This window comes from Thalassoroseus sp., from assembly GCF_984380535.1.
In genome coordinates, this window is record NZ_CFHRBF010000001.1 from 150587 (window position 1) to 166672 (window position 16086).

The window sequence follows — 16086 nt, forward strand, 5'->3', positions numbered from 1 at the left end:
CTGGAATGAACCATGCGTGCGGACATGCCCCAAGCCGCCTGGAAGGCGTCTGCCTCCCGACTTCTGTTCGGACTGTTTTTCGTCTCCGGCGTTTGCGGGTTAATGTACGAAGTTGTGTGGGTGCGAATGCTCACACGGATTCTCGGTAGCACGTCCTACGCGACCTCGACCGTTTTGGCGGTGTTCATGGGTGGCTTGGCGTTGGGAAGTTTTCTCGCGGGGCGGTTTATTGATCGCGTGCGTCGTCCCCTTCTATGGTACGCCGGTTTGGAAATCGCCGTTGCCGTCGCCGCCTTGATGACGCTAATTTTGCCGGAACAACTACTGCCGTTGTACCGCACGCTTTATCACGCTGCCGACGGTTCCCGCACAATCCTCACCACTTGGCAAGTCTGCATTTCGACCTTGGTCCTGCTACTGCCGACACTCCTGATGGGCGCGACGCTGCCAACATTGTGTAGCTTCGGCGGTCGATGGTTCGACGACTTTCGTCGCGGAGTCGCCACGCTTTATGCAGTGAATACGCTTGGGGCCCTTGTTGGATGTCTGACTGCTGGTTTTGTCTTACTAGGAACGGTCGGCGAAACAACCACCATCGTGTGCGGCGCTGTTCTGAATACAGCCGTTGCGGTGGCCGCCGTGTTCATGTCTCGAAAATGTGAGTCTGGGGCGGTCGAGCAAACTCTGACCGTGGCTGAAGAATCAACCGTTGTCCACGAAACCGATCGCAAGTTGCGATGGGCAATTTTATTCGCGTTTGCAGTCAACGGTTTCATCGCCTTGGCAACGGAAGTCATCTGGGGACGGATGCTGGTGCTTTATCAAGGCACGAGTATCTACGCCTTTAGTTCCATGTTGGGTGTCGTGTTAGCAGGGATCGGACTCGGCAGTTTCTGGATGGGTCGATCGCTCGGCAATCTGACGAATCCTTTGCGAACTTACGCCCGCGTGCAAATTCTCTCTGCAGTGGCTGCACTGTTCGCGTTGCACTTGTTCGGCTGGATGGGCGGAATGGCTAGGCCGTCGTTCCTGACAGGGACCAACCTGCGTGTTTTGATCTCGGCACCGGTCTTACTATTGGGACCGTTGTCGTTCTTGTGGGGTGTCGGTTTCCCTCTTGCGGCTCACTGTTACACACGAGTCGCGGGACGAGCAGGCCGGGACATCTCCGATCTTTATGCCTGGAATACATTTGGAAGCATCTTAGGGGCCCTCGCTGGTGGTTTCCTGTTTATCTCGACATTCGGTGTGAGTCGGTCTGGTGTCGTGTTAGCGATTGCTAGCGCACTGATCGGCGGTTGGCTGTTGAAACTCGATGCCCGGCGACAGGTTCGTGGCGAATCCACCCCGTCGAAAAGTAAGCATGTGTCTTGGGGGCTACTTGTCACATGTTGTGTGCTGGCGGTGACGGTGGGTGATCCGTACTTGCGAGTCATCGAACAACGGATGCAAGCCCGGATGGCGTTGAAGAGTTCCGAGCCATTGCAGGTATTTCGACATACAGAATCGGCAACCGGAACCACGACAGCTTTCGGTCCCTATAAGCAACTTTGGGTCAACGGTGAAGGCATGACGCACTTGTGCGTCGAAACGAAACTCATGGCTCATTTGCCGCTTGCGTTGTCGGATACCCCAACACCGGAGCAAGACAAAACCGTTCGCGATCGGCGTGTCTGTGTGATTTGTTGCGGTATGGGCACATCGTTGAAATCCGCCATGGTCTACGACGATGTCGAATCGTGGGTTGTGGAGTTACTGCCGGACGTTTTTGATTGCTTTGGTTACTTCCATCCTGATCAGAAAGATCTTCTCGACCGTCCCGATGTGCATGCGATCGCGGACGATGGCCGTAATTACTTGCAGATGAATGAACGTCGTTACGACGTCATCACCGTCGATCCGGCTCCACCGTTCTATAGTGCAGGCACCGTGAATCTCTACACACAGGAATTCTTCGAGCTAGCGAAAAGCCGCATTACCGACGGCGGAGTATTCTGCTTATGGATTCCGCCGTGGGAAGAACACGAAATCCGCTATGTGATGAAAACATACCTCAATGTCTTCGAACACACTCGAATTTGGTCCGGCCCAGGTTCCGATGGCTTTCCCCGCGGATTCTATATGCTGGGCCGACGCACGCCGTTCCAAGATATCGATCAGCGAATCGACGAAATGTATCGTAATTCGCAAGTTGTGAACGACCTGCAAGAATGGGATCGAATTGTCGACTCCGCCTCTGAGTTGCAGGCATTGTACTTGGGCGAAGGCGACGAAGTTCGTCAGCTGCTCGCGGATGTTCCGATCATGACCGACGATACACCAGTCACCGAATTCCCCTTGTTCCGATCGATGCGGGTCAAGGAACCGAATATTTTCACCGGTGACGTTCTGCGGCAGCAAATTGCGGGACTTCGGAAAGAGCCAAGAGCAAAACGAATCGCCAGTTCGAAAACGAATTGATCACTCGTCCCAAGGGATCCCTTTTTCTTCGTAGATCGTTTTCTTCATAGCTTTATCTTCGAGAATCGAGATTTCACCGGTCTTGGAGTCGTAACCGAACATGCGATACGGCGGCAGTTTGTTGAATTGAATATTCAACTGTTTCACGAGCCCTTCAAATTCAGTGAAGTTGAGGGGCCGCCCTTTCTCGGCTTGCATGATCCGCAAGTTCTGTTGCATGTTCAACGCTTGCACCCGCGAGGTTTGCGTCACGTATGCCGACCCTAACGCGGATATCGGATCGCTGCCCTGAATCTTGTTGTCGATCACAACGATGTTCGGGTTCTTCGCCATCTCAGTTTGCATGTCAACGAGTCGCCCGTCTTCTTGGGGAACCGTAGGACGCGGTGGTGCAACGGGAGCAGCCGGAGTTTCCGTATGCGAACTATGTGACGACGGCGCCGACGTATGCGACTGAACGTTTTGTTGTTGCGGGACCGGTGCCGGTTCGTCGACGTCGGCACAACCACAGTTTAAGAACAACCCGAGAGCGATAGCAGAGAACCAGACTTTCATAGGGATGCCTTGCCAAATCATCGAGGAACTAGGTTGCCGAATCGATTGACCAGGAAATCTTAGCGGCTTCTTCCATCAGTGTGGTCTCGGTGAGATCAAAGTGCAATGGCGTGAGAGTGACGTAACCCTGCGTGACTTCGTAATTATCGGTCTCCGGGATTTGAGCGTGATTCGAAGCCGGGTCGATCCCACTCCAATAATATGGACGTCCGCGAGGATCGACGCGTTTCTCGATCGTGTCGTCAATCCGCTTCACCCCCATCCGCACGACCTTGACACCTTTCGGCCCCTCAGGCGTGCTTCTCGGCAGGTTCATATTCCATAACGAACCGGTCGGCGGTTTGGTCGCCAGCAAATCACGGATCAGGTTCGCTGCGATCTTTGCCGCCTGCGGATAATCCGGGGTGGTGTCCATCGACAACGAAACGGCGACCGAAGTCACGCCGAAAAACGCGCCTTCAATCGCCCCAGCGACCGTGCCGGAATACAGCACATTGATCCCGGCATTCGAACCGGAATTGATCCCACTGACGACCAAATCGGGCGGACTTTCGCAGAACTCGAGGACGCCGAGTTTCACGCAATCGGCCGGGCTACCATGAACCGCCCAACCGAAATGCTGATCGTCGAGTTTTTCAGTGTGGACCATCAGCGGATGCAAATAAGTAATCGACAATCCAACGCCGCTTTGTTCCATGGCCGGGGCCACGACGGTAACTTCTCCCAACTTGCACAACGCATCGTACAACGCGTGCAAACCCGGGGCGTGGATTCCATCATCGTTCACCAGTAGGATCTTCATGGGCGGTCCGTCGGTTCGAAGTGGCTCGAAGTGGTTGTTCTAAGATTAGAAAGTGGTCGGCCAACCGACAAGGCCCTCCCGGTCTCAGTTTAGAGAGGAGTCGAGAGCATGCCTACCGGTCGTGTGTTCGCCATCATCCCCGCAGCGGGACACAGCCGACGTATGGGCCAACCCAAGTTGCTATTGCCGCTCGACCGCAATCGCACGGTAATCGAACGGTTGCTGTCGGTATTAGATTTATCCGGAATCACCGAGCGAATTGTCGTCATGCGGAAGGATGAGACCGCGTTGCGCGAGATGGTACAATCGGCGAACGCAATCGCGATTCAACCCGACTCTGATCCGCCAGACATGCGGTTCAGCGTTGAGGAAGCATTAGCGAACATCGCCAGCACATATGGGCCAAACGAGAACGACGCTTGGCTATTAATTCCTGGTGATTACCCAGCGATCAAACCAAGTACGGTTCAGAAACTTCTTGAGAGTTGGGCCAAAACGCCTGCGAAAATTCTCATTCCAACACATGCAGGAAAACGCGGACATCCCGTGATTTTTTCGTGGACGCTTGCAGCACACGTCACAAAAATCCCGGCTGATCGTGGTTTGAATACGCTCGTCCATGCATTCACCAATAGCGTCGTCGAAGTTGCAGTTTCCGACCCGGGTATTCATCTCGACATGGATACTCCCGAAGATTACGAATATCTTCGAAGGCTTGTCGCCGAGGAGTCTTCATAACAGAAGTTACGTCCTACAAACTTAGCGAAGATATGCCAGTTGTGTGAACCGCTCGATTGGCCGCGTCATAATGAAAATGTTCGGAGGCAATTTCTTCCCCACCGCGACATTTACGACCATATGCTCGTACCACCAGTTCCCGGTATCGATGCAAGTGAATCGGCCGTTGTATTCAACTGCAGCCCAATGATTCGTCGGAATCTCAATCGCGTGTTCCGGAGCGACAGGGGTTCCAGTGTTGTCGAAGAATTGGCGTTCGGGTGCGCCGGTTTGATAACGATAAATCAAAGTGGCTGAGTCGGCATTCCATTCGACCTCAGCGTTGCGACAACCAAACCGATTATTCTCGCAATTCTCCGAGACCTTGTTCGCGATCGGTTCATGAAACTGGTTGGTCTCGGAATAAGCGATCGAGTGCCAAACAAGTGCGGGGAAGCCACACGGGATGCGAACTGGTGTGCGTTTCGGAACACGACTTCGCATCTCCGCAAGCCTGCCACCTCGCGAAGCTTTGGTCCACCACGTGGAAATCGTCTGAACAATATACATGACCGTGGTTCACTTTTAGATCGTTTTACGGTCGTCGATGTCCGTGAATGACTCGAAAAAGCCGTTTTTTTTTCCGAACTGCAAAAGACAGAAACCGTCACGATGCTGCGTGAACTGCTTGAGTTCGGCCAGAGATCGCGAAGCATCATCCGGCACATCGTAGATCAGTCGTTAGAGATCAGGCCGCACCTGATCTACTTGGCTTCTAGCAACAGCGATTCGTGCATCTCAAGCCGTTTCGGGAACGATTCGAGCACGTTGTCGTGCCAAAGCGGTCCCATTGCTTCGAGCCCTTGTTCATGACCATTTGCAGTCAGCCACTCGAAGTCACTGAGTGCTGCGTGTAGTGCAATCCGCTCGCATCGTCTTGCTTCATCAACTGGAAGATGAGTGTCGTAGGTAGCCAAAAGTGAATACGACGCTGCACATTCGGCACGATCTGCCGGTGTTGCTTCATCGTATTCGGCCATTTCTGCGTCGTAGTCGGGATCAGTAATTTGATTATATGTTTCTTCAGCGGCCATTGCTGCGAATTCAGCGGACTTTACGCCGTAGTCTGAGGCAAAGGAGTTAAATGAAATCGAAGAGTAGGTATTGATGAAGCGATCGGTGACGAGATAGTTATACGCAGAGTCAATGCACGCGCGGACGTAGCGAGCACGTGTGGGGTCGGAATTCTTTTCGGCATAGAGCGGCTCAGCTCGTCGTGCGCAACGGAGAGCGTAGATAATCAGTGCTTGTTTGGGCAGAGAAGCAAGCGTCTCGACGGGCGGCAATTGGTTGGTTGGAGCTGTCATGTTACGTTAAACCAATTCCTTGATGCCTAAAAAATGCCCCTCCTTACGTGAAATCCGGTGTCTCGTCGTCATCCTCGCAGTGCGGGCAGATGATTTGACGATTGCAACGCGGGCAGCGGGCTAAACCTTGACCACTGCGGCGGACCAGAAGTACGGAGAGCAACACCGCATTCACCGTGAATGCCAAGAAACACAGCAGGCCCAGAAATACAGTCAAACCTTCTTGCACAGATGCACGCCCGAAGAGTGAGTGGTCAGTCGGGAATGACCATAGAACATCGCCACGCCGGATGCAATCGTTTCTGATTGAACTGTGCGTTTACCGCTGGTAGATCGGCAAGTAACCGCGTTGGAGTTGGAGAATCGTGAGGTTGATCGCCGTCACATAGACCGGCCCGACGTGGCCTTCTTTCCACGCTCCGTCGTGCGATTGTTTGCGAATGAGCTCTTGGCTGATTTCCTGAAAATACTTGGGCCACTCGTCTTTCAACCGGTACATGACTTGGGCGTAATAGAAGTGCATGTAATGCCAGTGTCCGCTATACATGTTGCCTTGACCGGGCCAGACGTTCTTTTTGCAGAAATCGAGCATCAGCGACGCCCGTTCGGATTCATAGTCGCCGAAGTTGAACATCGCTGCCACCCCCGCTGCGGTAATCGGCGGTCGGGCTCCTCCGCCGCGGATGCTATACTGCACACCACCGGCTTGCGGACCTTTTTTGATCGTGCACTCCCAGACGTACTCTTTTCCCTTGTCGATGATCTCCCGAGACACGGGAATACCGGCATCGCGACACGCACGCAACCCTTGCACTTGCGTGATGCACGTCGAACCTTCGTCGAATCCGTTACCGTCTTTCGCGGACACGTAGCCCCACCCGCCCGCACTTGTCTGCGCATTGGCACAAAACACGACGGCTTTGGTCAGAACTTTCCGGAGTTTTTCACGACGTTCGGCGTCTTCTTCTTCACCATAGACTTGGGAGAGAAACAGCATCGAATAACCGTGACCGTAGGTGTAGTGGTAGTCGTTCTCGTACCCAATCAAACCGTTCGGACGAGCCACTGAAACGAGATAATCGACCGCGGACCGAATGTTCTTGTAGTACTTGCCCCGCGTTGTGGTGGAACCTTCGCACAATAACGCATTCCCGGCGAGGGCAGTCATCGCCACCCGATACTGGTTGCTGTTGGCTTCCCAATACCCTTGTCGACGCTGTTGTCGCGCGAGCCATTCAAGCCCTTTGTCCACCGCCGCTTCCACTTTCGGATCAAGCTTCTCAGCAACAACAGGGGCTGAGAATGCCGACGTCAAAATCACAACGGCGAGTAGTGCAACGGCTTGAGGAATTCGCATTGATCGCTCCCGTGTTGATCCACAGCATTCGGTAATCGTAGCCGTCTTCCTCGGATCACGAAGAAGAACCATCAAACAAGACGATTTCGAACGCTCAAACCAACAGTAAGTTCCCAATCAGATCGCAGAAAGTGTCTGCTTCACATAACACTACACACCACAAGCACATCCGACAAGAGGCGTTTCTCGCGACGCAGCCATTCGGCGGAGTGACGGTTACTTCGCGGGGGCCGTTGGCTGCACTGCGTTCGAGAGGAATTCGCTGATCGTCTTTTCCGGATAGAGCACGAACGAAAACTCGCGATTTTTTAGCACCTTGTTCGCCGCCAGTTCCTGTTCGGTACGTTCGATCTCTGCAGACAATTGCGATTGTTGCGAGCTCGTCCAACGACTCAATTGTTCCGAGACGCTACGCAGCTCTTGATGACGATGGCGGTTTTCGCGACGGACTCGCACGCGATCGACACTGGTCCCGGTCGTTCGTTGATGATGCTCTTGAATGAGTTGTTCTTTCCGATCGATCAATCTCGCGATTTCGGGATCGTCGGCACGGCTTAGCGATCGTTCCGGATTCCACTGCAAATCGCGTTGTCGCTCCCGTAAGCGAGTCAGTTCCGAACTCGTGACGTCAAATGGCTGCCCCAGAGGGAGGTGGAGCGTACAGGAAAGAGTCATGAATTTTGGTGCAGGGATACCAAGTAATCTGGTGATGAGCCGGTCGGTGACTTCATCATACTTCGCACCACCGATGCCATGGACAAAGAGGTCAGAGAGACACAGCCGGGCGAACAATGTCGTCGTCAGTGCGCGTGTCCGTAGTCGAATGCCTCGCCGAGGTAACTCACGGAGCGTCTCGACGGCACAGCAAGCATCCATCGAAGCATCAAGCGGGAACCGAGCGATCTCGTTCCGGCCATCCGAAAGTATCGTTTCCCGCCCGGTTTGGCGAGCAAACAAACGGGCACGTTGCGAGTCGCCTTCGCGCCAAATCCAGAATGGTGACTCGGTCCATTCGTCTTGTCGGACCAAATCCGGAACCGGACGGGAACCGCTGCGAACCTTGTTGACCACCCGGAATTCGTGCAACGCTTGGTTATGGATTTCACGAAAGCGTTCCGGTTGAGCCAAAACCCAGCCGGCAAACCACAGGAACGGGTCGGTCTCGCATACGGAACTTAACGGCACTTCCAAGTTGCCGGAGTTCCAACTTCGTTCGAGTTGCATTCGTGACGCCGTGAAAACATCCCGAAGTTTGGCACCGCTCTCGACCTGTCCTGCGGGCCAAAATCTGTGGACGAGTGAATCCACGTCCCACGCACGCATTGCATCACCAACGCGATCAGGAAAGCGGTTGAACTCGGCTGCATCCGAGAGTGTGACTTCTTCCCACGGGCAACTTGACGCGTCCAGATCAAAGGGAATTTGCGTCACCTCGGGACGCAACCGATCACCAATCGGCACGGAGACATGACGTTTGCTGAGGGTATCGTTGTCGATTACAAGATTGAGACCAACGCCCTTTGATTGTCTCGCCCAGGCGGAGACGGCAAAATTTTTGATCCACACGCCAGGGTGATATAATTCCGGCTGATGCCCCGTCGCGAACAACACCGCTGCCGGATCGACATTCCCCGCCGTTTGCCCCGTCATCTTCTCCGTGTAGGTGCACGCGAGTTTCAGGACCTCTTGGCGACTCCACTCACGAAGTTGCTGAATGGTCCGTCCTTGCAACGAGACGGACGCCAAATCGAGCAATTCGCGATTGGCATCTGCACGCGACGAGGCCACGGACAAATCCGGTTTTGCGAACACCGTGCGATCGTCGCGGGGCACACGAAGATCTTGGGGAATCCACACCGGATCGGAAACCGATGCCGGATTTGCAGTCAAGGAGATGCCATTCACGAAGGTGGGACTTTCATCGACATTTGACGTTGCGAGACAATCGGATACACCGCTCAGTGTAAGTCAGGAACAGCGCCGCACGGTTGCGGGGCGGACAATTCCCGATTGAGCACATCGCGATAATACGCCATCCGACGCTGCGCGTCATCCAACGATCCGCCAAATGAGCGTTGTTCATCCAGATAGACCAAAGGAACAGGGAATTCAACGATTTTCATCCCCGCCGAGACAGCCTGCACCCAGACTTGCAAAGGCATCGCGTAGCCAAAGTCTGTCACGTCCAGACAATTCAGTGCATCGACGCGGTATGCTTTGAACCCGCAAAATGCATCGGTCAATTTGAGCCCCAACCGTCGATTCAGTTCCCGAGTAATCTCCAAATTGATGTAACGACGTTCTTCCGGCGGCGTGCTATCCCCCTCGAACGATTTCAAATATCGGCTGCCCGACACGATATCGTTCGGTTGATCCGCATCGGCATCGAACACACGCTTCGCGATTTCGGGGATCAACTTTGGTTCGTGTTGGCCATCGCAATCGATGGTCACCAAGACATCGAAACCTTGTTCAACGGCGTATCGAAATGCCGTCTTCAACGCTGCCCCGTAGCCGCTATTCTTCTCGTGCCGGACAATCGCCAAAACATCCCGCCCCCATTCTGCTTGGAGTTCTTCGAGGATTTGGGGAGTGTTGTCGGAAGAGCCGTCATCAACCACAAGTAACCGCTGGGAGTAACGTCGTACTTCCTGCAGAACATCAGCGACGTGTTTCGCTTCGTTGAAAACGGGTAAGGCAGTCAGAACAGATATCATCGAGGCCTCGGCTCTGGCAAACGGTTCATTCGTTAGGGAACGAACTATTTTAGGGTCAGGCGGGTCAAGGTCAACTTGATGAAAAAATCACAAACGGCAATCGACAATGTGAAGGCATCTATCTTCAAAACTGATCCGGAATCAACCATCAGAAACGTCGAAATCTGGTCGTAGAGCGGACAATCCCGGTGATTGAGGCGACATTTCGAGAAAAATCAGGCCAACTGCATCAGCTGTTAGCTATTTAGCTGCAAAGACTTAAGTACATCGACACTACTCAATCAAGAAAAATTCTGGCGTCGATGGTAACGCATTTGCTGTGCGGAAGGACGAAGTTCCCACCATCACAAGCGTAACACCGCTTGCACCATGAGATTGGCCCGAAGGACGCACCATCGATGAATCTGCGTGCAACTTTACACAATGAGTTTGGCTACGATCGATTTCGTCCGGGACAACTCGCCGCTTGCAAATCGGCTGTCGCCGGAGATGACACGATCGTCTTGATGCCAACCGGTTCGGGAAAAAGTCTATGTTACCAACTTCCTGGATATGAGCTTCCCGGCGTAACCGTCATCGTTAATCCGTTGATCTCACTCGCCGAAGATCAAGCTCGACATCTTCAAGAACTCGATTTCTCAGCGGTTGTTCTCAACAGCTCCCGGACGAAGAAGCAACTTGCTGAGTCTGAAGAAAAATTGCGGAATGGCGAAGTCGAGTATCTGTTCACGACGCCGGAGCGACTCCAAAATACCGATCTGTGTGAAATCATCGCAGAGGTTGGCGTCGATATTTTGGTCATTGACGAGGCTCATTGCGTCTGCCAATGGGGTCACGACTTCCGGCCGGACTATTTGAGCCTGGCATACACACGTCAGCGGTTAGGCAATCCACCGATCCTCGCCATGACAGCAACGGCGACTCCCAGCATGATCGACGAGATCAAACACATCTTGAAGCTGAACGACCCGAAAATCATCTCGACTGGTGTGTTCCGAGAGAACATCGAACTTCGAGTCGAACGCAAAATCGGTGACGACGCCAAGCAAGAACGCCTGCGAGAACTGCTCACCGATCAACATGGACTTCACATCGGAAAGCCAGCCATTGTTTATGTCGCCACTACGAAGTGTGTCGACGAACTCGCAGATTTTCTGCAAGGAGTGGGTCTCAAGACATTTCGCTATCACGGGCGGATGCGAAAAAAGGACCGGTTCCAGAACCAACATGACTTCCTCGATGAACCGACCGGTGTCATGGTCGCGACGAATGCCTTTGGGTTGGGAATCGATATGCCCGACATTCGACAGGTGATTCACTATCATCTGCCGGGCTCGATTGAGTCGTATTATCAAGAGGTGGGCAGGGCAGGACGCGATGGCGAACCGGCTCTCTGCACATTGCTGTACGACCCGGAAGACCTCAAAATCCAGAAGCTGTTTGCTAGCGGTTCGAGCGATTCCTGTCAGTTAGCGAGCGGACACCATACGTTGGTTCGAGGCCTAAAAGATAGCGGAAACTTTCCCGATGGCAGTGTCGCCATCAAAGACCTCAACAAAATCAGTCCCTATGGAAGCACAACTCTCAAGCGCTGTTTCCACCAGCTCGCCTCATATGGCGTTGTTGCACCGGCCGGTCGCGGCAAATGGCGTTGTGTGTTGCCGGAGGTTCGGCACAGCCTTTTTGATCAGATCGCCAGGTCCGGCGAAGAGCGAATCGAACAGGCGAAGTGGGGCGTGAAGGCAATGCAAGAATTTGCGGAGTCGCACGGTTGTCGTTGGCAAAAAATTCTTCAAACGTTCGAGTCCGACGAAGATATCACGTCCGCCGAAATTTGCTGTGATTGTTGCCAGCCTGCAACGATCTCCTCACAAGCCGCTCCTGTCTCGACAACAGCCTCGGTGTAGTAGTTTAAAACGCGACCTCCGACCTGATTGCCAGACCGAAGGCCGCTATTTCGACTTCAAGGTAAGTCGTTCACAACACCGGAACCGACCGTACGACCACCCTCGCGAATCGCGAAACGAGTTCCCGCGGAGATCGCAATCGGTTTATCGAGTTCGACATGGATCCGCACGGTATCTCCCGGGAGACACATCTCTGTGCCAGCGGGAAATCGTACGTTGCCGGTAACGTTCGTCGTTCGGAAGAAAAACTGTGGTTGATAACCGTTGAAGAACGGAGTGTGTCGTCCACCTTCTTCCTTCGTCAGGGCGTAAATGTCCGCATCAAACCGCATTCGCGGTTCAATGCTTCCGGGTTTCGCCACAACTTGGCCACGCCGCACGTCGTCATGCCGGACACCACGAAGTAGCAATCCCACATTCTGACCGGCTTCGCCGACGTCAAGAACACGTTGGAACGTTTCCACGCTTGTGCATACAGTCTGAATCGGATCGGTCAATCCGACGATTTCAACCTTGTCACCAGCCTGGATTTGTCCCTGTTCGATCTTCCCGGTCACAACAGTGCCACGTCCGAGGATTTGATGGACACCTTCGACCGCCATCAGAAACGGCCGATCGACTTCCCGTGTTGGATCGGGAATTTCGGTATCCAACGCATTGAGTAGCTCGACAATACACCCGGCAAATCCAGGATCGGCCGGGTGATCCAAAGCTCCTTTCGCGTTACCTCGAACAACGGAAACTTCATCTCCGTTGTAACCGTAGACATTCAGCAGTTCACGGGTTTCCATCTCCACCAGTTCGATGATTTCCGGATCATCGACCAGATCACACTTATTGATGAACACGACCAGATGCGGCACGCCAACTTGTCGTGCGAGCAGGATGTGTTCTCGTGTTTGCGGCATCGGACCATCGACCGCAGACGTCAGCAGTATGGCACCGTCCATCTGCGCGGCTCCGGTAATCATGTTCTTGACGTAATCCGCGTGTCCGGGACAGTCGATGTGGGCGTAATGCCGACGGTCTGTCTCGTATTCGACGTGGCTCGTGATGATCGTTACTGTCTTTGTCTCATCACGATAGGTGCCGCCAATTGCGACGTCGGCGTAAGACTTCGCCTGAGCCAAGCCACGTTGAGCTTGAACCGCGAGAATTGCCGTCGTCAGAGTTGTCTTGCCGTGATCGATGTGCCCGATCGTCCCCACATTGACGTGCGTCTTGGTAACCATTGCTCCGCATCTCCTTTCCAAAGAGTTTGCGGTTTCAACTGTCCAATCGCAGAGATGAGCAGCCTCTACGACCTTTTTGCGCCCTTGCAACACCAGGACAGTCAAAACCGCGTCAATTAGCCAACGGAAGTCACAAAAAAAGCCCACCATACCAAGAGGTGTGGCGGGCCGATGGAGAGTCGAATTCAATTTCGTTTCAACTCATATCATCCCCACCTCGCCATGGCGAGTTGGACGACGAAAACGAATTGAAAGCCGAAGTGAACATGAATCGAAAATCCTGGCAACAGTTTGTGATTAGCCATTCGACACAGACGTTGCGACAAAGGTTCGCAAAGAATCCGCAAATCTGAACCTATTTGACTGGGTTCGACTCTACGATCTCACTGACAGCCATTTAGCGGTGTTTTGCGTTCGGTGATCGAAGGACATCGTTTCGACATCTCGGCGTTCAGGTCGATAAATTCGAGCCAGTCTTCCGGCACGTTCACGTCGGCATAGATCGCTTCAACGGGACACTCATGAACGCAAGCATCACAATCAAGACAGTCGTCGGGGTTAATAAACAGCATCTGCTCACCTTCATGGAAGCACTCCGCCGGACAGACGATCACACAATCGGTATACTTGCAGCCGAAGCATGGCTCAGTCACTACGTAAGTCATTTCTTCACTCCTCAACGAGTTTTAGGATTCGTTCCTTCGTTGATGCCCAAAGCGGATCTTCATGGCCAAAAAACTTTTGGAATTTTGTGAACTTGTTGGCGGTCATGGTTATGAGCGGTAAACAGCCCCCATTGGGAACGTCGGCAGAACTGTTGTTCCGCTACCAAAGCGGAGACGACGAAGCGGCCAATGCGATCTTTGCCAGATATCTCGACCGTCTCACGCGGTTGGCTCGCGCTCGTCTATCGGAACAACTCGCAAGTCGTACAGATCCCGAAGACGTGGTGCTTTCTGCATGGCGAAGCTTCTTCGTGGCTGCACGCGAGGGGCGTTACGTGTTACGCCGAAGTGGCGATCTGTGGCGGCTCTTGGCGTCGATCACAATGCACAAACTCTGTCGACAAGTTCGACATCATCGAGCGATCCGGCGTTCGATTGGATTGGAAGAATCGCTAACGCAGCTACCGTTAGATTCCCAACCCCCCAACGATCGTGAGCCAACGCCGGAGGAAGGCATTGCATTAGCCGATGAACTCGAGGCTATCATGTCGCAACTCGATCCAGACGTTCGACGCATCTTTGAACTGCGTCTTCAAGGCGAGTCAAACACAGCTATCGCCGCCGACACGGGACGATCCGAACGGACGGTCCGACGCGTGCTCGCAGAGATCCGTGAGATGCTCGTGCAACGCTTGCAAACGGAAAGCAATCTTTAGCATGGCAGGTACGCAACTCGAATCAATCGTTAAAGAGTTCGAACAACTCTGGGAACAAGGGGTGCCACCTGCGATATCTAGTTATCTACATAGCGAGTTGCCGAATACGGAACGAATCAAAATTCTTATAGAACTGATTGCGATTGATATCGAAAACCGCTGGCAGCGTGACGCGTCTAAAAGAATCAAACGCTACTCCGTTGAGGACTACATCCGCGAATTCCCGGAACTGTCCAAATCCAACTCAACACTTTGCGAACTTCTTAGCGAGGAATATCGCGTTCGTTGTCGATTCGATGTCTCGCCGCAGCACGCCGTCTATCTGAACCGCTTCCCTGCACTTCGTTCCCTTCTCAAAGTCAGACTTCAGGAGATTGACCGCGAACTTGCAATCGAGACCGATGAGGAAGAACGAATACTTGCTAGTCAACCGAAGATTTCAGGTGAGTTTGATCCTCAGGCGCCGTTGCCATATTCCGATTATCAACTACGTCGCCTGATTGGTGCCGGCCGGATGGGGAAAGTCTACTACGCTTGGCAAGTCAGTCTGGACCGTCCCGTGGCAATCAAGTTCCTACGAAAAACTTTATCTTGTGATCGTCGGGCGGTCGAACGTTTTCTAGCTGAAGCGAAGACTATCGCAAAGTTGCAACATCCAAACATTGTTGGCATCCATGGTATCGGACGAACGCCCGGCGGCGGCTATTTCTTAGTCATGGATTGGATTGACGGTTCGGACCTGAGCACAGTCTCGACCGCAGACTCAATTCCGATCAAAGAAATCCTTGAATGGATGATTCAGGCCTGTCGCGGAGTCGCAGCTGCTCACCAGCGTGGTATCGTACATTGTGATTTGAAGCCAGCGAATCTTCTCAAAGACTACGACAACCGCATCTTCATTACCGATTTTGGATTGGCCCAGTCGATCGCTGACAACTCCCGCACCGAACGTGGCATCGAGGGAACAGCGCCGTTCATGGCCCCCGAACAGGTTTCGAGTTACTGGGGGAATATCGGCCCGACAACAGACGTGTATGGTCTAGGGTCTATTCTTTATACTCTAATAACAGGGACCCCACCTTGGACCGGAAAGACGCTTGCCGACGTCCTCGCGCAAGTTGTCTCTGCAATCCCAGTCACCTCACTGGACAAGACCGATTCGGCCGTTTCCCAAAACGTGATCGAGGTCTGCAATCGTAGTCTCAGTAAACGACCATCTGATCGTTTTTCAAGCGTCGATCAATTTCGCAGTGCTTTAGAGAATTGTCTACAAAACAACCGTATTGCCGACTAAAACAGTTCACGATTGACCATAGCGACTTTCAGTTCGTAAAAAACAAGAACCGTAGGCATGGCGACATCTACAACGGACACTGAAGACTCGAAAACTCGTTGCGAGTAATCGACGTGACATGCGAAAGAGTGCTAGCAGCTTGATATCTACAGGCAGCTAAGAAAGTCATCCGAAGACGCTGACAGGAATCGAACCTGCTCGATACTGCTTTGCAGGCAGTCGCCCGACCATCAGGCATCAGCGTCGAGTTCAACAACCAGTACCCCTGCTAGGAATCGAACCTAGTCTTCAACCTCC

General features: G+C 53.2%; 14 protein-coding genes and 1 tRNA gene. 5 read left to right on the top strand and 10 right to left on the bottom strand.

Annotated elements, in window-relative coordinates:
- Positions 1–12 precede the first annotated feature (12 nt).
- Positions 13–2460, top strand: coding sequence for a fused MFS/spermidine synthase (locus tag AC5DDB_RS00535; RefSeq protein WP_491737709.1), 2448 nt, complete (start codon positions 13–15; stop codon positions 2458–2460).
- Here AC5DDB_RS00535 and AC5DDB_RS00540 read toward each other — a convergent pair whose 3' ends face one another.
- Positions 2461–3015, bottom strand: coding sequence for a hypothetical protein (locus AC5DDB_RS00540; RefSeq protein WP_491737710.1), 555 nt, complete (start codon positions 3013–3015; stop codon positions 2461–2463). It abuts the gene before it with no gap.
- Positions 3016–3043: 28 nt separating this feature from the next.
- Positions 3044–3817, bottom strand: a complete 774-nt coding sequence (gene surE, locus AC5DDB_RS00545; protein ID WP_491737711.1) for a 5'/3'-nucleotidase SurE — start codon at positions 3815–3817, stop codon at positions 3044–3046.
- Positions 3818–3925: 108 nt separating this feature from the next.
- On the opposite strand from surE, the gene AC5DDB_RS00550 reads away from it, so the two are divergent.
- Entirely contained in the window at positions 3926–4555 is a 630-nt protein-coding gene (locus AC5DDB_RS00550) for a nucleotidyltransferase family protein (protein WP_491737712.1), read from the top strand.
- Positions 4556–4576: 21 nt separating this feature from the next.
- On the opposite strand, the gene AC5DDB_RS00555 is transcribed toward AC5DDB_RS00550, so the two are convergent.
- The 5 genes from AC5DDB_RS00555 to AC5DDB_RS00575 all read right to left on the bottom strand — a co-directional run bounded on the left by AC5DDB_RS00555 (position 4577) and on the right by AC5DDB_RS00575 (position 9975).
- Positions 4577–5104: a hypothetical protein gene (locus AC5DDB_RS00555; RefSeq protein WP_491737713.1), complete on the bottom strand. Its 528-nt coding sequence runs from the start codon at positions 5102–5104 to the stop codon at positions 4577–4579.
- A 194-nt stretch (positions 5105–5298) separates the two neighbouring features.
- A complete protein-coding gene (locus AC5DDB_RS00560; protein WP_491737714.1) occupies positions 5299–5901 on the bottom strand; it encodes a hypothetical protein in 603 nt (200 codons plus the stop codon).
- Positions 5902–6220: 319 nt separating this feature from the next.
- Complete coding sequence (locus tag AC5DDB_RS00565) at positions 6221–7258, bottom strand: prenyltransferase/squalene oxidase repeat-containing protein (RefSeq protein WP_491737715.1); 1038 nt, start codon at positions 7256–7258, stop codon at positions 6221–6223.
- A 216-nt stretch (positions 7259–7474) separates the two neighbouring features.
- Complete coding sequence (locus tag AC5DDB_RS00570) at positions 7475–9163, bottom strand: hypothetical protein (protein ID WP_491737716.1); 1689 nt, start codon at positions 9161–9163, stop codon at positions 7475–7477.
- 53 nt (positions 9164–9216) lie between these two features.
- Complete coding sequence (locus AC5DDB_RS00575; RefSeq protein ID WP_491737717.1) at positions 9217–9975, bottom strand: glycosyltransferase family 2 protein; 759 nt, start codon at positions 9973–9975, stop codon at positions 9217–9219.
- Between the two features lie 398 nt (positions 9976–10373).
- On the opposite strand from AC5DDB_RS00575, the gene AC5DDB_RS00580 reads away from it, so the two are divergent.
- Complete coding sequence (locus AC5DDB_RS00580) at positions 10374–11882, top strand: RecQ family ATP-dependent DNA helicase (RefSeq protein WP_491737718.1); 1509 nt, start codon at positions 10374–10376, stop codon at positions 11880–11882.
- Positions 11883–11938: 56 nt separating this feature from the next.
- On the opposite strand, the gene tuf is transcribed toward AC5DDB_RS00580, so the two are convergent.
- Both tuf and AC5DDB_RS00590 read right to left on the bottom strand, forming a co-directional pair.
- Positions 11939–13114: an elongation factor Tu gene (gene tuf / locus AC5DDB_RS00585; protein WP_491737719.1), complete on the bottom strand. Its 1176-nt coding sequence runs from the start codon at positions 13112–13114 to the stop codon at positions 11939–11941.
- A 383-nt stretch (positions 13115–13497) separates the two neighbouring features.
- Positions 13498–13779, bottom strand: coding sequence for a 4Fe-4S binding protein (locus AC5DDB_RS00590; RefSeq protein WP_491737720.1), 282 nt, complete (start codon positions 13777–13779; stop codon positions 13498–13500).
- Positions 13780–13889: 110 nt separating this feature from the next.
- Here AC5DDB_RS00590 and AC5DDB_RS00595 point away from each other — a divergent pair, with 110 nt between their 5' ends.
- Together AC5DDB_RS00595 and AC5DDB_RS00600 are read left to right on the top strand one after the other, a co-directional pair.
- The gene (locus AC5DDB_RS00595; RefSeq protein ID WP_491737721.1) at positions 13890–14495 is read left to right on the top strand and encodes an RNA polymerase sigma factor; all 606 of its coding nucleotides are present in this window, start codon (positions 13890–13892) and stop codon (positions 14493–14495) included.
- 1 nt (position 14496) lies between these two features.
- Positions 14497–15789, top strand: coding sequence for a serine/threonine protein kinase (locus AC5DDB_RS00600; RefSeq protein ID WP_491737722.1), 1293 nt, complete (start codon positions 14497–14499; stop codon positions 15787–15789).
- A 173-nt stretch (positions 15790–15962) separates the two neighbouring features.
- Here AC5DDB_RS00600 and AC5DDB_RS00605 read toward each other — a convergent pair.
- Positions 15963–16034 (bottom strand) — tRNA-Cys (locus tag AC5DDB_RS00605).
- Positions 16035–16086 lie beyond the last annotated feature (52 nt).